Origin of the sequence: Psychrobacter sp. Pi2-51 (assembly GCF_904846665.1) — a bacterium.
In the GTDB taxonomy this organism is placed as follows: Bacteria; Pseudomonadota; Gammaproteobacteria; order Pseudomonadales; family Moraxellaceae; genus Psychrobacter; species Psychrobacter glaciei.
This window is the reverse complement of sequence record NZ_CAJHBP010000027.1, coordinates 16,767-39,670: the sequence shown is the minus strand read 5'-3', so window position 1 is coordinate 39,670 and position 22,904 is coordinate 16,767. Positions and strand designations below refer to the sequence as shown.

Below are 22,904 nucleotides of genomic sequence, written 5' to 3'. Positions count from 1 at the left end.
TGTCAGAGTAATCTGATCAGAGTTAAGCAGTTCGTGAAAAGCCGCTCTCTTTATTGAGGGTGGCTTTTTTTTGGGTGAAATAAGTTGATTGAGGGATATAGTCAGTAAAAAGTAATATCGATACATCATGCACTGCTGATATCAATTTTTCTTGCTTGCTGTGCCTGTGCAGACAGAGGCTACAAAAAATTGATATCAGCAGTATCGTAGCGTTTTTGGGGTATTTTGACTATATGAGCAAATAAAAATCAGTATTTACGATAAAATAGACCCTAATAAGAATAAAGGATAGGCCATGTTCACTATAGAAAATATAGAAGAGCTGCTAATTGATGCAATAGAGTTTGAAGAAGTGATTCAAGCAGTAGCAAATATTGAAACTATGGTACAGCCGCAAGATGCTTGGGGTTATCAGACAATAATAGAGTTACTGGCACAGGATGGTATTAATTTATCAGTCGTTTATAAAATTGATAAAATCGTTGGCTACTGTCTCTATCAAGTGGTTTTTGAGCAAGCAGAGATCCTTCGCATTGGCACGCATCCTGATTACCAACGCCAAGGTATTGCCTCGCAAGTTTTTGCTAAATTAAATACTGAATTGATGAATAATAAGGTGGAGAATTTACTATTAGAAGTACGCGCAGACAATTTTTCAGCGATTGCTTTGTACGAGCAGCAAGGGTTGGCAGTGATTCATCGGCGTAAAGGCTACTACCAAATGCCTCATCGCCCAGCCATTGATGCGTTGATTATGCAGCGTGTGCATCTTTAATAGCCATAAATAGCACAGATGCTATTGGATTGATAAACGTTAGGAATGAAGAAAGGCTCTAGATCACTCGGGGATGGTCTTTTTACAGACTTCAATATCGAGCTCATAGTCACTATCTGCTTGCATGCGTTCTAATATTTCGATGCGCTCGCTTAAGAGCTCTACCATGACATTGATATTGGCCTGCTGTTTTTTGACTTGAGCCAGTTTTTGCTGAGTGAGACTTAGCTGTAAATCAATATCGAGCTGCCCATCATAATAGTCATTAAGACTGTCTTTGATTTCAGTGAGTGTAAAGCCAATAGCTTGTGCGCTCTTAATCAATTCAATGCGCTCAACGCATTCAGGATGAAACTCAGTATAGAGCCGTGAGCCTGCTTGTCGCTTACGCGACTTGAGTAGCCCTAGCTCATCATAATGACGCACGGTGTCTTTGGTGGTATTGGCTTCGCTCGCCAGCTTTCCAATTAATAAAAATGATGTATCAGGTGCCATAATAACCTCGTTGTTTTGTCGCTGTCACCACCATCATGAGTTGAGCTGCCAAGATTCCTTGCTCTCAAGGAGCGATACACTTAGGGACTTGTGAGAGTTCTTTTGCCATTTGACTGAATGAGTGGCTATTAGCGTATCCAATTGGGAAAGAAATTCAGCACGTGGTAGGGTGGTCGCACCTAAGCTCATGAGATGCTCATTGGGTAATTGGCAGTCTACGAGTGCCACGTTGCTCTGCTCACATAAGCGCATCAAACCCCAAAATGCTAACTTAGAGGCGTTGGATGAACGGTGAAACATCGACTCGCCAAAATAGATATTGCCTATTTTTAATCCGTACAATCCACCAATGAGTGTGCCTGCGTCATCCCAAACTTCGATACTATGTGCAAATCCATGAGCATGTAGTTTGGTATAAGCCTCGATCATCTCATCATGAATCCACGTGTGCTCGCCCTCAGGTAGGTCAGTATTGAGACCATCACTGCGCGGTAAACTACAGGCGTGAATGACGTCATCAAAAGCTTGATTGAGTGTGACTTGCCAACGCGCGCGGCTTGCTTGCTTGCGTAGAGATTTGCTGGGTTGATAGTCGGTCGGCACAATCACGCAGCGCGGTTCAGGGCACCACCAAGCGATAGGCTCATCTTCATTAAACCAAGGAAACAATCCTTGCGCATAAGCAGAGATGAGCGTCTCGGGCGCTAAGTCACCGCCCATGGCGACGATACCGACTCCATCAGGATCAATAGAAATAGGATCAGGAAAGTCATAACGCCCAAGACTTTTTAAGGTCTCAGGCGTGATAAGCTGCTCGTTGTTATTGGCGTTATATTGTGAGAAGCTGTTCATTTAGTCTTCTTGATCAGCAGTCAGCGTTGACGCATAAGTATGGTCTAATGCAGTGGCTTCGCCAATCGCATCCAAGTATTTTTCAGCATCAAGCGCGGCCATACAGCCAGTTCCAGCAGAAGTGATGGCTTGACGATAGACGTGATCAGCCACGTCGCCTGCTGCAAAAACACCCTCGATACTGGTTTGTGTGGCGTTACCATTTAGGCCGCTGTTAACGATAAGATAGCCGTCTTTCATGTCGAGCTGACCTTTGAATAGATCGGTATTAGGCTTGTGACCAATGGCGACAAACATACCAAATACATCTAGTTGCTTGGTACTGCCATCAATCATAGATTCAATAACGACGCCATTGACGCCCATGTCATCACCGACGACTTCTTTTACTTGATGGTTCCATTCGATTTTGACGTTGCCATTCTTGGCTTTTTCGAACAATTTATCTTGTAAGATTTTTTCAGAGCGTAAACCATCACGGCGATGCACTAACGTGACTTCAGAGGCAATGTTAGATAAATATAGTGCTTCTTCGACTGCTGTATTACCACCGCCAATCACCGCGACTTTTTGGTCTTTATAAAAGAACCCATCGCAAGTGGCACAAGCTGACACGCCTAAGCCTTTAAATTTGGTTTCTGACTCTAGCCCCAAATACTGTGCAGACGCACCCGTTGAGATAATCAAGGCATCACAAGTATAGGTGCCATTGTTACCCGTCAATTGAAAAGGGCGTTCACTCAGATTGACATCATTGATATGGTCATAAACCAATTCTGTACCAAAACGTTCAGCATGAGCTTTCATGCGTTCCATCAGTGCAGGGCCTGTCAAATCATGAGCATCGCCCGGCCAGTTGTCGACTTCGGTGGTGGTGGTTAATTGTCCACCCACTTCCATACCAGTGACCATAACGGGCTTGAGGTTAGCGCGCGCAGCATAGACCGCGGCAGAGTAACCCGCAGGGCCTGAGCCTAAAATAATGAGCTTTTCGTGACGTGGAGCGGTAGTATCAGTTGCCATGAGTGGTTCCTTGCAAAATATACGAATTAAAAATGTGAGTGATAAATATAATAAAAAGACAAACGTCAAAAGGTGCGACTAATATAGTTTTTCTAATTGCTATGAGATAATAACATAAGGGCACAGCGCACAAAGTGCAAGTTTGCTAAAACAAACACAGGTATTATTAGAATCAAAGAATAAATAGCTTTGGAATATAAGTGCAAAAAACAGAGGCTATTTTATAGAATTTAGGCAATACAGTGAGCAATATTTTGCCACTAATGTTTCGCTAACCAGCTGTTTTCTTGTGCAAAGTGTCTATTGATTTACTTTCTTACACGCTTTCTTTATAAGACTGTCGCCACTGCACCTATGTATTTGTTATTATAAGAAGTTATGCCAAGTGTAGTAGGAGCCAAGCGATAACGGTTGTTTAAAGGCTCTATGATCGGCACATGCCAAACAAACACTTCGCTCGGTACATTTATGTCAACACTTTATGTCAGCATGATTAGGCTTAGTCATGCACTGGCGACCATTTAGTATTAATAACAAGGCAGATTTTACGTGATATCAGCACCGCTTATTGAGTATTTAAAAAAGGGAATATTTACCCTCCTTGGGTTAATACTGGCCGTTTATCTGTTTGTCATTCTGATGACGTATACAGGCAACGATCCTAGTTGGTCGCACATCAGTAGTGACATGACCACCATTAACAATATGGGTGGCGAGATGGGGGCGTGGTTGTCTGACCTGCTTTATAGCTTTTTTGGTTTTGGCGCATGGTGGTTGTTGGCGTTTGTGGTCTATGAGTCTATTCTTATTTGGTGGGACAATAAGCCGACGTTTTGGTTGCTACGTGTAGTCGCTTACGTGTTTTTGATTCTAAGTGCCAGCGCCTTATTTGCGCAGTTGGTCGCTTTAGTGCAGCAAATAGCAGATCCAGTTACCACAGGTCTGACAGGGGTCGCGGGTGGTATCATCGGTCTCGAACTGCAAGCGCGTTTGGCTCAATTATTGTCGCAGTGGGGGAGTGTGGTTTTTTTAACGGTATTCGTAATTATTACGGCGACTTTTGCTTTTAATATTCATTGGCTCGCGATATACCGAAAAATCATGACCCTGTCATGGCTTGGTTCTGGTGTAAAAAACCAAGATAGTCAGTCTGAGAGTGTGCAGGCCGCTGAAAAGAGTCGTCAGCAGCATAATGAAGCCCTAACCGACGAAAAGGTATCGCACGCTGTTCCGGAGTATGACCAGCTGTCCCTTGAGCTGCAAGCAACTGAGCATGAGGCTAATACGCAACAATCCGATAGCAGTGGTCGCTTTAATCATGTACTCACCGAATTTTTAGCGAGTTCTGGCTTGGGTGCCAGTGTAAAAGCTTCTATGGCAGCAGCGGGTGAGAGCGAGCATTTACAAAGCGTACCTGCCACGCCTAGTAGCGCTGGCGTAAGCAACTTTAGTGATAATAAGGTATCTGCTACCCCAAGCCCTGTCACGACTCCTAGCCGTAAAGTAGAGCCGAGTTTTGCTTGGAATGATGCCAATACTGTTGATGACTTATTGGCAAGCGATATGGCTATTTACGACCAGAGCATCCACAGCGCCACTCATGATTCTGCTACTCCTGCTTATATCAATAATGCTGAGTCGCCAAAAGAGACAGCAGTGTCTACAAACACGGCAACAGACATGGCAACGCTAGAGCTGGAGACACCAAGCGCGAGCTCTACTGTTAGTCCTAATAAAGAAGATGTCGACCAAGCAATTACAGAGACAGCAAGCAAGCAAATCGCGCCTAATTCTGCCGATGCGCCTCAGACTATGGCATCAGATGACAGCCATGCAACAGATGAAACGAACGAAGCGGTTGATACATTGGCAGAATCTTGGTTGTCAGAACATGCGCCTGTTTCACCTTCTCAAGAAACAGAAGAAGATACTAATGAACCCGAGCAGCCAGCACTAAAGACGGCAGCAGATAATACTTATGACGCCTCTGCTGGATCATCAAACAAGTTAGCAGACAAGTTATCAAATGAAGAGCAATGGGAAAGCTCATTGTCAATACAAAGTCCTGCTCCAGAAGAGGATGAGGTAAGTATCGTCGCACCCGTCGCTGATATGACCCCGACCAATACGCCACCGACCAACCCAACATTACCTCCTAAGGTAGAAACTAACGTTTCAGCGCCAGCTGCTGAACCGATAGCCGCATCTAAGCCAACGGTCAGCTTTGCGGTGCCAGAGGGTGATAGCGGCAACCATATTACGGATATGATGCCTGAGGATGACAGCCGCGATGATAATAGCGATACGCCCGTTATGCCGCATATCAGTGACGATGGCGCTTTTAGTCAAAAATCACGCTCGATGCAAACGGCCGCCTATCGCAGTAGCTTAACGCCTATTCCAGAGATCTCTATTTTAGATAAGCCAGATCCTGATCGTAAGCCAAGCTATACCATTGCTGAGCTTGATAAGTTGTCTGAGCTCTTAGAGATTAAATTACAAGAATTCAATGTTAAGGCCGCAGTAGTCAATGCCATTCCGGGGCCAGTCGTTACACGCTTTGAAGTAGAGCTTGCTGCTGGGGTAAAAGCCAGTAAAGTTACGGGTATTTCACGTGATTTGGCAAGGTCATTATCAATGGCATCTTTGCGTGTGGTTGAGGTCATTCCGGGCAAGCCTTATATCGGTATCGAAGTGCCGAACAAACAACGCGAAATGGTGCGTTTGATTGAGCTGTTGAATACCGAAAAATTCCAAGATCCTAAAGCCCAAATCAGCATGGCGATGGGTAAGGATATCGGTGGTAATGCTATTATTACTGACCTTGCGCGCGCGCCGCATATGTTGGTTGCTGGTACCACAGGCTCTGGTAAATCCGTATTAGTCAACTCAATGCTACTCTCTATGCTACTCAAATATACACCGAACGAGCTGCGCCTGATTTTGATTGATCCAAAGCAGCTTGAGCTGGCAAACTATAATGACATTCCGCATTTACTGACGCCAGTCGTCACAGATATGACTGAAGCCGCCAGTGCTTTGTCATGGTGTGTGGCAGAAATGGAGCGCCGCTATCAGTTGATGAGCTTATTAAAGGTACGTAAGCTTAACGAGTTCAATAAAAAGGTCATCGCTGCTGAAAAATCGGGCAATCCAATGCTCGATCCATTGTGGCGACCTAATGATAGCGTGAGCATCAGCCAAGCACCAAAGCTCAAAACCTTGCCGATGATTGTCATTGTCGCGGATGAGTTTGCCGATATGATTATGCAAGTCGGTAAACAAGCTGAAGAACTGATCACGCGCTTGGCACAAAAATCACGCGCGGCAGGCATCCATTTAATGCTTGCCACTCAGCGTCCATCAGTCGATGTCATTACCGGTCTAATTAAAGCCAATATCCCTGTTCGTGCAGCGTTACGAGTGAACTCAAAAGTGGATTCACGGACGATTCTAGACAGTGGCGGTGCAGAAGACATGCTGGGTAATGGTGATATGCTGTTTTTAGGCCCAGGGCAAATTGAGCCAGACCGTGTACATGGGGCGTATGTCAGCGATGAAGAGGTCAATCGTGTCTGTGATGCTTGGCGTGAGCGCGGTGCGCCTGATTATATTGATAACATGGCAGGCAACTTTGAATTGTCTAGTCCTGGCGGTGGTGGTAGTGGCGGCAACGCTTCTGGTGAGGATGATGACCTGTATAACGATGCAGTGGCATTTATCATGGAAACGCGGAAGGTTTCTGCCTCTAGTATCCAGCGTAAATTTAGTATCGGCTATAACCGTGCCGCTCGTATCGTTGATTCAATGGAAGAGGCTGGATTGGTCAGCTCGATGGGTAAAAGCGGCAAACGTGAGTTGTTGATGTAAAAGATGATGAGTTTGATTAATCATAAAAAGCGAGTCACGAGAGTGGCTCGTTTTTTTATTAGGAATATATGGTAGCGCTATTGCTTAAATGACTAGTGAGTTTGTTTATCGATTATCAGCAGTGTTTTTTTATACTAAACTGACAGAAGGTTATGGGATAAATATCACTTAATTTCAAAAATGCTTAGTCCAATTACTCTCCAAGGAAGGTTAGTTATGTTTAAAGAATACACCCAATACGATGCCCTAGGTTTAGCCAAGCTCGTCAATTTAGGTGAGGTCAGTGCCAAAGAGCTATTAGACGCTGCGACTCATCAAGCCAACACACTGAATCCTAAGTTAAACGCCATCATTCATCGCTTTGATGAGCGTGCTTATAATGCTGCGCAAGCAGGATTGCCAGCAGGTGCATTTAATGGTGTGCCGTACTTACTCAAAGACCTATCATTTTATTTTGCTGACGAACCCATCACGATGGGCAGTCGTAGCGTGAATGTCGTGCCAGAAAACGACAGCGAAATCGTTAAGCGTATGAAAGCGACGGGTGTCAATACTTTCGGCAAGACCAATACGCCAGAGTTTGGTTTAATCATCACCACTGAACCCAAAGCGCACGGTGCCACCCATAATCCATTCAAAAAGGGCTATAGCTCTGGTGGGTCATCGGGTGGTAGCGCGGCGGCAGTGGCGAGCGGTATCGTACCGATGGCAGGTGCTGGCGACGGTGGCGGTTCGATACGTTTTCCGGCAGCGTGGTGTGGGGCGTTTGGACTCAAACCCAGTCGTGGACGTAACCCAATGGGTCCCGCATTTGGTGAAGGTTGGGAAGGCGCGGTCGCTGATCACGTGATTACCCGTAGTGTGCGTGATAGTGCTGCGATGCTCGATGCCACGAGTGGCGCTGAGATTGGCGCGCCTTATGTGATTGCGCCACCTGATGGGACATTTTTGCAAGCAGCGATGCGTGCCCCTCGGCAATTAACGATAGCTTTGCACCAGCAGCCATTAGTCGCCAATACAATAGTGGACAAAGAAGTACTGGCTGTACTAGAGCAGACGGCAAAGCAATTAGAAAGTATGGGTCATCGTGTGGTGCCTGCTGAGCCGAATATTAATATCGAACAATTTTGGCATGATTTTTTAGTGGTGGTTTGTACCCATACAGCCTTTACCATTGATAATATCGAACGCAAATTTGGTGCAGAACATATAAAGAACCTAGAGCCGCAAACGTATAATATGGCGATGCTAGGACGCTCGCTCTCTGCCGTTGACTTGGCACACGCTAAGCATGGCTGGCATGATAGCCAATATCAAACGGGTCTATTATTAGAGACCTACGATATGATTCTGTGCCCGACCATACCGACGCCTGCGGTTAAACATGGCGTGCTGCCACCAAGTCGTATGGATGAAATGCTCATGCGCAGCGCGGGCTTACTAAATAAAGGCATTGATATGGGGAAATATGCCTTTAGCTCAGGCATGATCGAAAAGCTTAGTCAGCCGGTGCTGGGAAAAATGGCCTTTACCTTGCTGGGGAACGTCACTGGGCTGCCTGCCATGTCATTGCCAGTAGGCATGAGCAAAAAGGGTTTGCCGATTGGCATGCAGCTGATTGGACGTATGAATGACGAGACTACTTTATTTAGTATTGCGGGCGAAATGGAGCGCGCTGGGTTGTTTACCAAGGCAGCTTTTGAGAAGTAGTTTTATTTTTGCTATCGCTTGATTAAAAGTTGCCTAATCGAAGCGATAGATATCCATTCCCAAGCTATGATGTGCCATGCTCTGATGCACGACGGAGACGCGTTGACCGGCTCCTAGGGCAAAAAATAGCGGTAGTAAATGCTCGTCGCTTGGGTGTATGTTGCGAAAGTTGGGATACTGCTGCCAGTCTAATGCCGCTGGGATGTCTGTTTTGAGCTGCTGTAGCAACCAGAGCTTAAAGTCTTGTGCGGTCTCATCTATGCTCTCGGCTTCCCAGCGTAAGGCTTGTAGATTATGAGTGATATTGCCTGAGCCCACGACAAGTATTTGTTCCTCGCGCAGTTGCGCCAGTTGCGCGCCTAGCTGATAGCAGGCAGCACTGTCATAGTGCCGTGGCAACGATATTTGTACGATAGGTACATCGGCCTGCGGATAGAGATGTCTGAGCGGTGCCCAGACACCATGGTCGCTGACGCGCATCGGATTGACGCTACAGTTAATACCGCGTGCCGTTAACTGCTGCGCTAGCGATTCAGCGAGTGCCGGATGACCTGCAGCAGGATATTGTAGCTCATACAGTTCGGGTGCAAAGCCTGAAAAGTCATGCCAAGTCTTTGGTTGTGGGTTGCTGCTGATTTCTAGCTTCGCCGACTGCCAATGCGCCGACATAATAACGACGGCACGTGGCTTTGGTAGGTTTTGCCCGATACGAGCCAGTGCACTGGTCGTAGCCGATTGCTCAATCGCCAGCGTTGGGGCACCATGCGAGATAAATACCGCTGGTAGCTTGGCTAAGTTGGTCGCAGTTGACTGCCCAGCTTGGGCGTTTGCCAAAGCTGCTGTGGTCGTAATGGGCGTATGCGTCTCTTGGTGAGGTTGCTCACGTCGCTGATGCGCATAAGGGGCGTTAGGTGTCGCTCGTTTTGGATATTTCATGTTCCGTTTATTAGGGCATGTGCTCGTTTTTCAATCGTTTTGATGAGGTATAACCAGTTCAAAATAAAAACGGTATGCTAAAAACAGCGTTCTGCTGGCATGAGTTTTCCTTGCTTGCTGTGCGCTTTGCCCTTCAGAGGTTTCGAAAAACTCATCGCAGCAGCACTGTATTCTTTTTAAGCTGTATTCTTTTTAAATTGAATCGACTATATCTGTCTTAAGCAAACAGTCATTCGTTAACACATCTGCTCATGCTATTTCTAGTTGCCGCGATGATAAGGGTGGTTGTGATTGACACTCATCGCCCGATATAGTTGCTCCATCAAGACCACACGTACTAATGGGTGCGGCAACGTCAGCGCGGATAACGACCATTTCACATCGGCTTTTGCCAATACTTCTGGTGATACGCCGTCAGCGCCACCAATCACTAGGGCGATATCATCGCCTTGCTGCATGGCATCGGCCAACTTATCTGCCAACCCTTCTGTCGAGAGCATTTTTCCTTTGACATCCAATACCCATAATTGCTCACGTCCCGCTGCATTGTGAGCGGCCAATATCGCCTGACCTTCTTGCTCGCGATACTGAGCAAGATTGGCATCCGAAGGGTTTTTGGCACGTTTGGCGGCAGCAAGTTCAACAATTTCTGTACTGAGCATCGGTTGGATACGTTTGAAATATTCATCAAAGCCAGTCTGTACCCAGCTCGGCATCTTGTTACCAACGGTCAAAATTCTTACTTTCATAATACCTACCCTGTCAATACGTGAGAAAATGTAACAAAAAAAATCTAAGCTTAAGTTGCCGTAACAAAGACCTCTTTTACAAAGCTTTTTTTTATGCTTTACTAGCATTCGACAAACAGTTGTTCTTTAGTTCGCAATCATCTTGAGAAGTGATGAGCAATTATACAATGTCTTTATGCAATATTTTTATGCTAATTTTTTGATGTACCATAAGTTCAATTGAAAGTTTTTTTAACGAAAGGAGTCGTTCATGAGTCGTACTATATCTATTGCACTTACCCTTACTGCTGGTGCTCTGCTGTCTACCTCTGTCTTTGCTGCCTCTTTAAACGGCACACAATGGCAAACCATTGATGATAAAACTGGTGAAAAAAAGGCCATCATTCAGCTGAATGAAAGCAACGGTAAAGTCTCAGGAAAAATCATCAAAGTACTCAATAAGGAAGAGGCTAAAGCTGTTTGTACCAAATGTCCTGGCAGCCTCAAAAACAAGCCAATCGAAGGTTTACAGATTCTATCGGGCTTAAAGGCTGACGGTAACAATAAATGGAGCGATGGCAAGTTAGTAGACCCTGAATCCGGCAAGACGTATTCTGGCAAACTCACGTTAAGTGACAACGGTCAAAGCCTAGATCTACGAGGTTATGTCGGTTCGCCACTCTTTGGTCGTTCGCAAACGTGGCAACGTATCAAGTAACGTGTGTAATGCCTGTTGGATAGACTATTGACCAAGACTGTCATTTCAGCAAGCTTGCCATTGAAGCAAGCGTATCATTGAGATATAAATTAACCAGAAAGGATAGCCGATTAGATTGGCTATCCTTTTTTATGTCTGTTTGTTCAACAGACCCTAACCAATTGCTATTACTCTCTAATGACATTATACAAGTGACATTACATAAGTGAAGCAATGGTTTGCGAGACTTTGTCTTCTGTATTTTGGCTATCAGCATTATTGCTTGGTTTTGGAATAATGGTCAGCTTAGCATCAGATTCAAAGACAATGGCTTCAATATCATCGAAGCTGTTCATGCCTTCAGAACGCATGGCACATTCGATTTCTTGACGGGTCAGCCGCTCATCTCGCATAGCATCAGGCAAAAACTGCCCTTGATAAAAGACAATACGCGGCTCAGATAAAATAAAATTGCTAAATTGCGGTGAGATGGAAGCGTATTTGGTGACCAAAAATTGTAGTAGGTATAGCACCAAGATAGAGGCCACGCCTTCGATAAAAGGGATGTCTTTGAGCAAAATAGTGCTAGCACCCAATGAGCCGATCATTACGGTGACGATCCAATCAAAGTTATTGAGCTGTGATGTGGAGCGCTTACCTGAGATTTTGGTGGTCAGCACGACTAAGACGTAAACCATGACGGTCGTTAAGACGATGCGTCCAAGCTTGTCTATACTGTCAAAAAATAGCATGTCCATAATATTGACTCCTATCAATAGCACAAAGTGATTCAATGTTTAAAGGTCAGGGCGCGTTCTCAATCTGAGCAAAAGCGACTAAATGAGTTAGAAATGGCTAAATCTTGCCAAACTGTGTCAAACAGCTGGTCAATATGACGATATTATCTGCGCTATTTTCCTTGTTTGGCTACAATTTATCTCATTTTTATCACCATTTTCAAAATGAGGACACGGCCAAGCTGCTAAATATCACACCAGCTAAAACCAGCGTAACGGAATTCACGCCCTAATGGTGAATAAACTTTGTAGTACGTTGTAGACAGCAGCGCGTGTTCACCCTGTTTTACGTTTGGGGTTAAGGAGATGATTCAGCGCCAAAATACTGATGCGGGCACTGATAAAAGTCAGTACCAATATCATGACTAAGGCAGAAATGAGCGGGAGAGGTTGTTGCATAGCCATCTCAATCAATACTTCGCGATTCACTGCATCAAATAAAAAGAACCATATGCCTAAGAAATAAATAGCAGTGAGTAACCAAACTACTGTGACCCCGCCAAACATTAAGCGATTGATTTCACTTTTACTAAGGGCGCGCTGTTGATGCTTAATAAATTTACTGACCGCAATATAAGCACCGATAATGATAGAGAGCACAGTCACCAGTTGCGAATTCAGAGCAAGTTTGGTTTGAATCATCATAAATATTGCGCTGGCAAGAATATAGCCCACCGCAAAAAATCCCACATATTGTGCCAGTTGGGATTGAGCTGACTCATGATTTTTCGGTAGCGCACTGCGGTCTGAATGAGTCTTGGGTTTATTGAGATTGGTTGTCTTGCGTGACATGAGCGACCCTTTATAAAGGTGAAAAATAGGATGTTAAAAACACTTAATGCTGCGCTGTCCAATCAAGCATCGCATCTAACACGGGTCTAGCCGTATAAGCGTTTAATGCTTGCTCACTATTAATGAGTCCAACAACGACATAATCTTGTCCCGACAACCCTTTGACATAGCCTGCCATTGAGGTGACATTATTTAAAGTGCCTGTTTTTATCCATGCGCGCCCTGTGGCGGCTGAATCGGGTAAGCGTGCTCCATGAGCAGCAATGGTACCACTGACTCCAGCGATGCCTAACGAATTGACATAAGCATCGAAGCTTGGATGGCTATAAGCGTAAGTTAATAGCTCGCTTAAGTTGGCAGCTGTTATCGTACAATCACGGCAGAGTCCTGAGCCATTGGTTAGATACGGTGCTGGTGTGTTCATATGGCTCTGCCACCACTGATTTATCGTTTGTAAGGCAGCAGGATAGTCCGTAACAGCAGGTTTGCCAAATTGATATAAGCTGGTTGTCTGCTTATTTGCAGCTTTATTATTTGCGGCTTTGATATTGCTTGGTGTATCGCTATTTGCACTAGTTATATCAGATTCTGCGTGGCTTTTAATATTAATGGCTTCAACGTTAATTGCTTCAATGCTATTTGCTTCAATGCCACCTGCTTTGGTTTTATTTTTCACCATAGTGGATTGGCTATAAGCGCCAATCGATAGCGCTACTTGCTCAGTCATGACATTGTTTGAGAAGTGATTGATATCATAAATCTGCTTAGTCAAATTCAAGGACGGATAGCTGGCAATGGGCAGCGGGGACATAGACAGTGCTGACAAACCATGCGTGGGTTTAGTACTTTTTGCTGTAGTGTAAGGCGTTTCTTGGGTGATGACATCGCCACTTAAGGTATTGCCTAGCTCTTGCCATTTTGCGGCGACAACACGTGCCGCAAAATCTTTGGCATCAGGATAAGCGACATAAAAAGCGTGCTCTTGGCAGCTATTGGGCAAACCGGTATTTAACACAAGCTTTTTTGTTTGCCACTGCGGTGCGAGACTATAACGCGCTTGTCCACAAGCAGCTGAGCGCGTATCTATTATGCTGGGCAAATCATAATTTGCTAATTGCGGTGTATAAGTCAGGCTTGCTTGGTCATCGTTTAACGGATAGCTTTTGATGCCAATGGTACTGAAATTCACCAAAAAACCATCGGGACTGGCGTTGTAAGGGCGCAGAGGTGAGTTATCAAAGGCGGCAGGATCTTTAGTGACATTTTTGAAGACGGCACTGTCGACAATAATATCACCCTCGATATGATGAATACCCGATGATTTTACTTTATAGAGAAGCTGTTTTAAACGCTCGTGGGTCATTTTTGGGTCACCACTGCCTTGAATAATCAGATCACCATGTAAGCGGTCACCGATGACGAGGCCTGTATGATAGACACGGGTATGCCAGACAAAATCAGCGCCTAGGGTGTCTAAAGCAATAAAGCTGGGAACGAGCTTCATGGTGCTGGCAGGCGTGCGAGCGATATCGGATTGGTGATTCAATATTGGTGAAAATGAAATCTTTATGGATGCAGCATCAGTATTAATGTTACTGGTTTTATCGCTATTTTCTGTAATATTGGCATTACTACCATCGTTGTTAATGATGGTTGTTTTTGCCTTATCGCCCAATATCGTTGGGATACTTTCTAAGCTTTGATAAGTGTAAGGGTCATCGGTGTAAGCATGCAATTTTTGCTCATGTCTTTCAATGGTTCGGCGCTCAATGGTAACCAATGTACTCTGTTGGAGCAGGTGGCTTTTCTCATTGAGTTTGTCATTATTATTTTGCGTTGCTGTCTGAGCGTTACCCTTTATATCAGCATTTACGTTAGCGGTTTGTTTCGGTTGAGAAACCCTTTTAGAGGAGCTGTCCGAGCTGCTATCGATGACCTGAATCGGAACGGGCAGGTGACTGGCGTTTTTATCACCAACTGGTGTGATGATGATACTAATATCAGCTTCTGTTAAGTCAGCTCGTGATAATGCCGCTTGAATAGCTTTGGGTAATGCTGCTTGCGCATACAGCGGGGCTGCCACTAATGTCAGCGCAACCAACCATTTATGAGTCTGATTAAACGATCGCAAATGACTAAAAATAGGCGATAATTTGGCGGTAAGCACGGAGGAATGACAGAGTCTAGAAGTAGGTCGCATGAGCATCTTTTATTCGGTAGAAAAAGCCGCCTATACTAACATGAGTTACTGTTTTCGCGTAGATGGCAGGCGTGGTTGAAAACCTGTTTTTAGCTGAATTTTCAAAATAAGCACGCACGCTAGCGTACATGTAAAAATGCCATGGCGGTCATGATCGCATCATTATAAGCATCGTGAGCGCCCAGATCAGGGATATTATAGTGCGCTAAGATATTGCGCAGCTGTTGTGATTGGTTGGGGACACCCTGAGTGCGATCACCCATGCGTCGACTGTATAAATGGCGCAAATCGATGACTTCGTTGGGTAGTGCCGTGCCCATATAGCGTTTGACTAAAGGGTTTAAAAACGCTGTGTCTAAACTCGTACAAAACCCCACAATCGGTCGATTACCTATAAATGGCAACAATCGCGCCAGCATCTCATCGTAGCTCATGCCATGCTCAACGTCAGCAGTACGTAGACCGTGAATCACAATGGTGTCACGGTCTGGCATCACTGGAGGCTTGCATATGATATGCATGCCATTACCGGTGTCAATCGTATTGCCATTGATATGAATCGCGGCGACAGACAATAAGTGGTGCTTTTTTGGATTGAGTCCCGTCATTTCGCAGTCAATCGCTACCCACTGCTTAGCCAAAGGCTTGGTAAACATCGATGCCAATTCTGGACGCTGTAGCTGTTTTTTTTGCCAAGCGCAGGATAACTGTGTTAGCCAACTCATATTTGTCGCTCATCCATTGATGCGAGTTCTATACTTATACGATTGTCATGCTTATACGATTTCTAATTGATAATGCTGACGTAGCTGGTTTTTAAAGCTTTTGACGACAGCCAAACACTCTTTTAATAAGTCGCGCTCAAGCGCGGTCAAGGTCATTGGGTTGACTTGCCGCGCATGTTTATCATCGGTTGATAGGGCGACTGATAGGCGCTGTGCCATAAAAAATTCCAAGGCTTCTAGTAAAGTATCCGCTCGCTCTTGGGTCAAGGCGCGCGCTTGTACCAAAGCTTTAAGACGATTTTTACTACTGGGCAGCTCTAAGATATCGCTTTCTAACGCCAAGGTACGAATACCATGAACCAGTGGAAAGATACCGGCTTTTTTTAGATCAATGTCTCCGGACACGGATTTGCCACCGAGCAAAGGCACGAATTTTTGCCACCACTGATTGACATCACCGAACTGTAGCGCGGCTCGTGCAAACTGGCGTACAAACATAGGGTCTGACTGTCTGTGGGCGACCTTTAAATGTTGACGCACCTGAGTCAATAATGACTCATCTCCGCAGACGTATTCGCCATCAAGTATGGCGGACAAATAAATACCATGCATAGGATTGGTGTTTTTAAACCATAAACCAATCTGGGTATTAAACTGTTTTAGCGGCTGTCGCCACATCGGGTTGGTCATCATGATATTACCATCGCACAACGGATAACCGAGGTCTGCTAAACGGTGATTAAAAGTATCCGCAAATTGCGCCAGATCAGGATGAGTATAGCCATCACGTAAGATGAGCGCATTGTCTTGGTCAGTACGCATGATTTGCTCACCGCGCCCCTCGGAGCCCATCACGATCAGGCAGGTATTTTTCATGACTTCAGCAGGCACGATAAGTTGCCAAAGCTTGGTAAATACTTGTGCATTCAAGGTCTGTACCATACGGCTGATATTACCGATTTTGACGCCGTTTTGATGTTGTGCGCGAATGTAACGACCGATAAGCTCGACGGCGGTATCTAAGCTCGATAAGTCTTTTGCTTGCTCGATTTGGATACTAATGAGCTGAGAGTGATGGCCAATATGCGCAAGCATATCGCTTTGTCCGAGTATACCGACGACATCCCCATTATGATCAATCACTGGTAGCCGATGGATGCGATAGCGGGTCATGGTCAATAGGGCATCACCAATTTCATCACTGGCTTTGATGGTACGCAGGTTAAAATTAGCATAGCGCTGGCAGGTTGTAGTAGCAGGGTTTTGCTGGTCGCTCACAGCGCGGCAAATATCGGTGTCGGTTAAAATACCTAACAGATGACCAGTACCATGTCGCGTTTCTTTCCTATGCTCTAGATGGTTCAATGGACGTACTAGTACATGTTTTAGCCCCGCTTTCGTCATGATAGAAGCGGCTTCGTATAAGCTGTTATTGGCATCGACGATATGGACTGGCAATAGATTGACGTCAATGACAGGCTGCAACATGATCTGTTGCACTTCTTGTTGGTCATTGTAGCTGGCAGGGTCTATGGCTTTATTGTGACGGCGTTGCTGTAATGCTTTTAGCCGTTCGGGCAGCTTATCTGACAGCATTTGACGGACTAGATGGTTTTGGGCGCTGATTTTATCGACTGCGCTACCAGCGACTTGGAGCAGCAACGTATCTTCAGCGGCTCGAAACTGATAGGTTTGTGATGCTCCAGTATTAGGGCTGTTTTCAGTCAATGATTCAGGCAGACGACGGCTGTCGAACCAGTCGTTATTATTGAGCTGGTCGGAGTGATTACTACCCAAGTAAGAGGCCACAAACTCACCGTCAAGCAATTGCTCAATCTGTCCTTTAATGACGACATACAGATACTGCAATTCTTCGGCAGTTAGATGCTCATTTTTGGCAAGGTAGCGAATTTGAGTGTTTTTTCTAATGCTTTGGCGTTCAGCCAGACTCAACACATCAAAGGGCGGCTGGGTAAAATCAAGATGGGGCATGGCATCATCCTTGATGGCATATTTGATAAAAGCCACTTTACTATAGCATTATTAAAGTAAAAAGCCTCTAATAACCACAGTTAAATTGTGGTTATTAGAGGCTAATGTCTCGCTTAATACTTTTAAATATACTGCCTACGCACCCAGTAGTTTACGAATACGGCTGATCGCTTCACGGCTCTCATCGACACTAGCGACAAGCGCAATGCGCACATAACCTTGCCCAGGGTTTTTGCCATTGACTTCACGTGACAGGTAACGCCCAGCCAGTGCATGGATATTGGCCTGCTCGTATAAGGCTTTGACAAATAGTTCATCATCACCATCGAACTGTTTAGGCGCTTTGATCCAAAAGTAAAATCCAGCTTCTGGCATCCGCAATTCTAGTAGCTCACCAAGCTCAGACATCCATAAGGCAAACTTTTCTTGATACAGCGCACGGTTATGCTCAACATGCTTTTCATCCTGCCAAGCCGCGATAGAGGCAAGCTGATGGGGTATTGGCATTGCGCAGCCTTGATAGGTACGATATTGCAAATAAGCCTGCAAGATTTTGGCATCGCCTGCCACAAATCCAGAGCGTAAACCCGGCAAGTTTGAGCGCTTGGACAACGAGTGGAATACCACGCAGTTTTTAAAGTCATGGCGTCCAAAAGCGGCGCAGGCTTGCAATAGACCAATCGGCACCGTATCAAAATATAGCTCGCTATAGCATTCGTCGCTAGCAATAATAAAGTCGTATTGATCTGATAGGCGAATGAGATATTCCCAATCATCCATTGTCATGACCGAACCTGTTGGATTGTTCGGACTACAAACGAATAGTAACTGCGTGCGCATCCATACTTCTTTTGGTACCGCGCGATAGTCGCCTTTAAAATCATCGTCTAGTGTACAAGGCACAAAGTAGGGCGTTGCTTGTGCCAGTATCGCCGCACCTTCGTATATCTGATAAAACGGATTGGGCATGACCACGGTAGGAGATAGACTGCTCTCCGGATTCGCTACATCATGATCAACAACCGCTTGTACAAAACTAAAAATCGCCTCGCGCGTGCCCATGACTGGCAATACTTCCGTGTTGGCATCGACATGATTTAAGAAAAATCGCTTTTCTAGCCAATGGGCGATGGTTTGACGTAGCTCAAAAGTACCATTAGTGGTGGGATAACGGCTTATTTTGTCCAAGTTTTCACGTAATACGTCCAGTACAAATTCAGGTGGTTCATGTTTTGGTTCACCAATGCCGAGCTTGATTGCACTGTGGTTATGGGCTGGCGTGCTATTAGCAAGTAACGTTGCCATTTTAGCGAAAGGGTAAGGATGCAGAGAGGTTAAGTTGTGATTCATAAGTAGGGTAACTATAATAGACAATTAATAATAAAGTTATAAAGAAAATTTACATTCAAGCAGTGTAGCACTTCTCTTATTTTTTGTCTTTTGCTTATCATGGCTAATTTATCTCCTCTCAAATAGAGGCTCACAGCAAAATTGTGACGTGATAAGTAAATCTAAGACGTTGGCATAAGTTTGGTGCTTTATAACTGATAATAATATAAAAGTGACTGTCAGCGGTAACGACAGATTATGGTAAGGATAATTTGACATGGCTAGTGTCTCAAAAACTGATGATCTCAATGCCAAAAATATCCAGAATAAAAATTTGGGTAACAGTACGCCGCGCGCAGAGTTATACAAACAATTGAAACAGCGTGAGAATCATTGGTGGCAGGCGCGCCATCATTTGATTCGCCTGCAAGAGCGGCAGATGTTTTGGTTCGGTGACAACAGCTTTATGATGTGGCTGCTGTGGCAGTTGGTCAGCTATGTGGTCGTGGCTACGGTACTTATGTTACTTAGTAGGCTATTTAGCATATCGCTACCTTTGTGGCAGTATGTCGCTTTATTTGTGCTACAAACGCTGATTTTCATCATTATGCTGGCTTTCAAAGGTCGATTGGCCAACAACTTACAACGCCGAATTAATGAACAGGAAGTACTGCGGGAAGAGGCGCTAAACGAGATGATTATCTTGGCAGATGACAGTCTCTATCTCGATGTTCATGCCAAAGCACCTATTTCCTTGCAAGCGCTTTATGAGCATTATGATGCCAAGTTCCATCTTTCAAGTTTGCAGTGCTTGCTAAAAAAAGAGGTCGATGCTGGACGATTACTGTTAGGTGAACAACAGGTAGAGGCAAATATCTTGCCACCAGATTTGGCTGATGACGAGCTCAACGCTCATGCCAGCGAGATGATATATAGAAGTATCCTATAAACTCTGCTATCTATTCCGATAACTTTTTATCATGAAAGTAAGATTTTTACTGTATGAAAAATAGATTGATGCTAAACGGCATGACCTGCTTATCTAGCACCAATCTACTTTTTACGTTAAAGCGCCAATCCCAATCCACAATATTCGTTACTCGTTAAACTTCTTAATAGACCACACTGCTTAAGTTGCAGCACTATCGCTATGTAAGCTCAGACTCGTTGTCAATGCCGTTTTTAACGTTTCTAACTTGTCGGCAGACAAAGGCTCGTCATTTTGATCACTGATATAAAACATATCCTCTGCACGCTCGCCTAGTGTGGTAATGCGAGCCGCATGTACCTCAATTTTCTCCTGCAAGAATACTTGTCCCACCCGTGCCAGTAGCCCTGGCTGATCGAGGGTTTCTAAGCTCATAATGTGCTGACCTGATGCTTCATTAAACTCAAAATTAATCACCGTCGTCACCTCAAAATGTCTGAGCTGACGCGGCATTCGTTTATTCGTAAGCTTCAGTACGGTGGGGTCTTTAAAGGCATTGATTAAGCGCTGCTTAAGCTCTTGCTGACTGTCTTCATCGACCAATAATGTGCCACTAGGATCTAGCAGTACATAAGAATCCAACGCAAAATCACGAGTGGCAGTGATGATGCGTGCGTCTAAAACATCTAGATTCATTTGATCAAATACGGCCATAGTGACGGCAAATAGGTTTGTCTGATCTTGGGTGTAAACAAAGACCTGCACAGCATCCAGTGCCAGCTCACGATGCTCTCGCAGTACCACCAATGGTGGGCTATCGGCATTAGAGGCAAGCCCAATCGGTGGATGGTTCAAAATGGCTTCGGTATGCCATAAAATATCTTCAGCAATCTCACGCAAGAAGTACTCATCACCTAAGTCATCCCACAGTCTAAGTACCTCACTGCGGTTCATGTGCTGATTATCGACGTTATCCAACATGACCATTGCTTGCTTGTGCGTGGCGCTGATCATGTCTTGACGATTGGTTGGCGCATCGATATCAGCACGTAAAATACGACGCGTTTGCGAGTATAACTGTTTCATCAAGGTCGCCCGCCAGCTGTTCCATAACTGTGGATTGGTCGCGTTCATATCGGCGACGGTCAGTACGTACAGATGATTCAGGTGGGTGACGTTGCCAACCAAATCAGCGAAAAGTGTCACCACTTCTGGATCTGAAATGTCTTTTTTCTGCGCGGTCATCGACATCAATAAATGATAGCGGGTCAGCCAACCAACCAAATTGGCATCTGCTTTACTCATGCCATGTGCCAAGCAAAACTCAATCGACTCAGTTTCACCAAGCAAGCTATGATTGCCACCGCGACCTTTCGCAATGTCATGAAACATGGCTGCTAATACTAAAATTTCTTTGCGCTCAATACGCTGAAAGAGGGAACTGACCAGTGGAAAGTCTTCATAAAAATTCGGATCGGTAAAGCGGTGCAAGATGCGGATCAAAAACAACGTATGGGCATCAACAGTATAACGGTGGAATAAATCATACTGCATCAGACCGGTGACTTGGGAAAAAGCAGGAATATAATTGCCCAAAACGCCATAGCGATTCATGGTACGCAGGCGATGAAACAAGTAGTTTTGTTCTTTTAAATTGGCCAAAAATAGCGTTTGGTGATTAGGGTTGTCACGGTAAGTTTGATCGATACCGCGCGCGGCGATTTTTAGTGCTCGTAATGTATGCGTCCGGACGTTTTTGATACCGTACTGACCCATGAGTAAAAACATCTCTAGAATCGACTCAGGATGCTGGGCAAAAACGCGATGATGCGCCATGGCGATTTGGTCGCCAACTTGATTGAAACGCGCATTAATAGGCTGCTTTTTCGGACGCTCATCATCAGGTAGATTGGGCTCTATGATTGTCTCATAATAGTGATTGGTCAGCATCTCAGACAGCGTTGATATCTGCATGGCACAGCGATAATAGTCGCGCATAAAGCGCTCAACAGCGGCATTGGGTTGATCATCCGGCTGTGCCTCATAACCCATCAGCTGGGCAATGTCACGTTGGTAATCAAACAGTAGCTTGTTTTCGTTACGTCCAGTCAATTCGTGCAAGTGATGCCGTATTTGCCATAAATAACCTTCGGCAAAGCTCAGCTCGTCGAACTCTTTTTCGGTCAAAAAGTTCTGCTGTACCAGATCATAGAGCTTAGTGACCCGAAAATAACGTTTGGTTACCCAGCCGATAATATGAATGTCACGCAGGCCACCAGGTGCTGTTTTGATATTCGGTTCTAGATTATATTCCGTCGCATTATGCTGCAAGTAACGCGCTCTGGCTTCCTCGGTTTTTACCTCAAAAAAAGCGCGCGGCGACCATTGCTTATTGACAATTTGAGCCGGAAAATCTTGTAAAGCGTCGTTACCAATCAGGAGCCGAGCTTCTAACTGCGCACTAGCAATCGTATGATCGAGCGCAGCTTCCAAAGCATCATTCACGCTACGTACAGAGAGGGCGGGCTCCAGCCCTATATCCCACAACAGCGCCACCAACCGATCGATTTTCCCACTGGCATCAGTGCCAACCTCATCAGGAGAGAGTAGTAAAATATCAATATCTGAATAAAGCGACAGCTCACCGCGACCATAACCACCGGTGGCAAATAATGCCAAATCGGTCTTATCCAGCTCAAACCATTTAAACAAGGCGATGAGTAAGCCATCAATAGCACACGCGCGTGCTGCCACTAATTGACGAATATTGACACCACGCTCAAGCGCGCGGCTGATATCCAAATTTATTTGGGTTAACCATTCAGGAATACCGAGTAGGGTTTTTTCCGTTGTATTCGTCGCCGGTTGCAAGGAGTCGACAGTCGCGGTCTTAGATGAAAATGAAGGGAGCGGTGTCAGATCAATCGATGCGGCATCACAAGTAAACATGAGTGTTATCCCGTTAAGAGTTTAAAAATAAAACGTTTCAGCTGAAAAGCGTAGAATCACCAATGTGCTGGTAGCTGATAAAAGCCACAAATAGAAGTTACTAATA

Annotated in this window: 17 protein-coding genes; 5 read left to right on the top strand and 12 right to left on the bottom strand. The window is 45.0% G+C overall.

Annotated elements, in window-relative coordinates:
• Positions 1–295: 295 nt before the first annotated feature.
• Positions 296–775 carry a ribosomal protein S18-alanine N-acetyltransferase gene (gene rimI / locus JMY08_RS12005; RefSeq protein WP_201593528.1) on the top strand — a complete coding sequence of 160 codons (480 nt, stop codon included), beginning with the start codon at positions 296–298 and terminating at the stop codon, positions 773–775.
• 63 nt (positions 776–838) lie between these two features.
• Here the strand turns inward: rimI and JMY08_RS12000 are convergent, their stop codons facing one another.
• Genes JMY08_RS12000 through trxB form a run of 3 tightly spaced genes read right to left on the bottom strand, consistent with a single transcriptional unit; the run spans position 839 to position 3,145 of the window.
• Positions 839–1,270: a MerR family transcriptional regulator gene (locus tag JMY08_RS12000; protein WP_201593527.1), complete on the bottom strand. Its 432-nt coding sequence runs from the start codon at positions 1,268–1,270 to the stop codon at positions 839–841.
• Between the two features lie 33 nt (positions 1,271–1,303).
• On the bottom strand, positions 1,304–2,122 hold the full coding sequence (gene aat / locus JMY08_RS11995; protein ID WP_201593526.1) for a leucyl/phenylalanyl-tRNA--protein transferase: 819 nt from the start codon (positions 2,120–2,122) through the stop codon (positions 1,304–1,306).
• Positions 2,123–3,145: a thioredoxin-disulfide reductase gene (trxB, locus tag JMY08_RS11990; protein WP_010197136.1), complete on the bottom strand. Its 1,023-nt coding sequence runs from the start codon at positions 3,143–3,145 to the stop codon at positions 2,123–2,125.
• Positions 3,146–3,694: 549 nt separating this feature from the next.
• On the opposite strand from trxB, the gene JMY08_RS11985 reads away from it, so the two are divergent.
• Both JMY08_RS11985 and JMY08_RS11980 read left to right on the top strand, forming a co-directional pair.
• Positions 3,695–7,015, top strand: coding sequence for a DNA translocase FtsK 4TM domain-containing protein (locus JMY08_RS11985; protein WP_201593525.1), 3,321 nt, complete (start codon positions 3,695–3,697; stop codon positions 7,013–7,015).
• 216 nt (positions 7,016–7,231) lie between these two features.
• On the top strand, positions 7,232–8,725 hold the full coding sequence (locus JMY08_RS11980) for an amidase (RefSeq protein WP_201593524.1): 1,494 nt from the start codon (positions 7,232–7,234) through the stop codon (positions 8,723–8,725).
• 33 nt (positions 8,726–8,758) lie between these two features.
• Here JMY08_RS11980 and JMY08_RS11975 read toward each other — a convergent pair whose 3' ends face one another.
• Together JMY08_RS11975 and rlmH are read right to left on the bottom strand one after the other, a co-directional pair.
• A complete protein-coding gene (locus tag JMY08_RS11975; protein ID WP_227679674.1) occupies positions 8,759–9,661 on the bottom strand; it encodes a DODA-type extradiol aromatic ring-opening family dioxygenase in 903 nt (300 codons plus the stop codon).
• 260 nt (positions 9,662–9,921) lie between these two features.
• Positions 9,922–10,410 (bottom strand): 23S rRNA (pseudouridine(1915)-N(3))-methyltransferase RlmH, encoded by a 489-nt coding sequence (gene rlmH, locus JMY08_RS11970; protein ID WP_010196493.1) that lies wholly within the window; start codon positions 10,408–10,410, stop codon positions 9,922–9,924.
• A 250-nt stretch (positions 10,411–10,660) separates the two neighbouring features.
• Here rlmH and JMY08_RS11965 point away from each other — a divergent pair, with 250 nt between their 5' ends.
• Positions 10,661–11,107, top strand: coding sequence for a DUF2147 domain-containing protein (locus JMY08_RS11965; RefSeq protein WP_201593523.1), 447 nt, complete (start codon positions 10,661–10,663; stop codon positions 11,105–11,107).
• A 197-nt stretch (positions 11,108–11,304) separates the two neighbouring features.
• Here JMY08_RS11965 and JMY08_RS11960 read toward each other — a convergent pair whose 3' ends face one another.
• From JMY08_RS11960 to dapC, 6 genes are all read right to left on the bottom strand, one after another.
• A complete protein-coding gene (locus JMY08_RS11960; protein ID WP_201593522.1) occupies positions 11,305–11,844 on the bottom strand; it encodes a DUF421 domain-containing protein in 540 nt (179 codons plus the stop codon).
• A gap of 315 nt (positions 11,845–12,159) precedes the next feature.
• Complete coding sequence (locus JMY08_RS11955; RefSeq protein ID WP_201593521.1) at positions 12,160–12,675, bottom strand: ABZJ_00895 family protein; 516 nt, start codon at positions 12,673–12,675, stop codon at positions 12,160–12,162.
• A 43-nt stretch (positions 12,676–12,718) separates the two neighbouring features.
• Positions 12,719–14,875: a D-alanyl-D-alanine carboxypeptidase/D-alanyl-D-alanine-endopeptidase gene (locus JMY08_RS11950; RefSeq protein ID WP_227679673.1), complete on the bottom strand. Its 2,157-nt coding sequence runs from the start codon at positions 14,873–14,875 to the stop codon at positions 12,719–12,721.
• A gap of 119 nt (positions 14,876–14,994) precedes the next feature.
• A complete protein-coding gene (locus JMY08_RS11945; RefSeq protein WP_201593520.1) occupies positions 14,995–15,600 on the bottom strand; it encodes a 3'-5' exonuclease in 606 nt (201 codons plus the stop codon).
• Between the two features lie 51 nt (positions 15,601–15,651).
• Positions 15,652–17,592 (bottom strand): DUF294 nucleotidyltransferase-like domain-containing protein, encoded by a 1,941-nt coding sequence (locus tag JMY08_RS11940; protein ID WP_201593519.1) that lies wholly within the window; start codon positions 17,590–17,592, stop codon positions 15,652–15,654.
• A gap of 135 nt (positions 17,593–17,727) precedes the next feature.
• Positions 17,728–18,942: a succinyldiaminopimelate transaminase gene (dapC, locus tag JMY08_RS11935; protein ID WP_194621207.1), complete on the bottom strand. Its 1,215-nt coding sequence runs from the start codon at positions 18,940–18,942 to the stop codon at positions 17,728–17,730.
• A 256-nt stretch (positions 18,943–19,198) separates the two neighbouring features.
• Here dapC and JMY08_RS11930 point away from each other — a divergent pair, with 256 nt between their 5' ends.
• Positions 19,199–19,870: a hypothetical protein gene (locus JMY08_RS11930; RefSeq protein ID WP_010196520.1), complete on the top strand. Its 672-nt coding sequence runs from the start codon at positions 19,199–19,201 to the stop codon at positions 19,868–19,870.
• A 180-nt stretch (positions 19,871–20,050) separates the two neighbouring features.
• Here JMY08_RS11930 and glnD read toward each other — a convergent pair whose 3' ends face one another.
• The gene (gene glnD / locus JMY08_RS11925) at positions 20,051–22,798 is read right to left on the bottom strand and encodes a [protein-PII] uridylyltransferase (RefSeq protein ID WP_201593518.1); all 2,748 of its coding nucleotides are present in this window, start codon (positions 22,796–22,798) and stop codon (positions 20,051–20,053) included.
• Between the last annotated feature and the right edge of the window lie 106 nt (positions 22,799–22,904).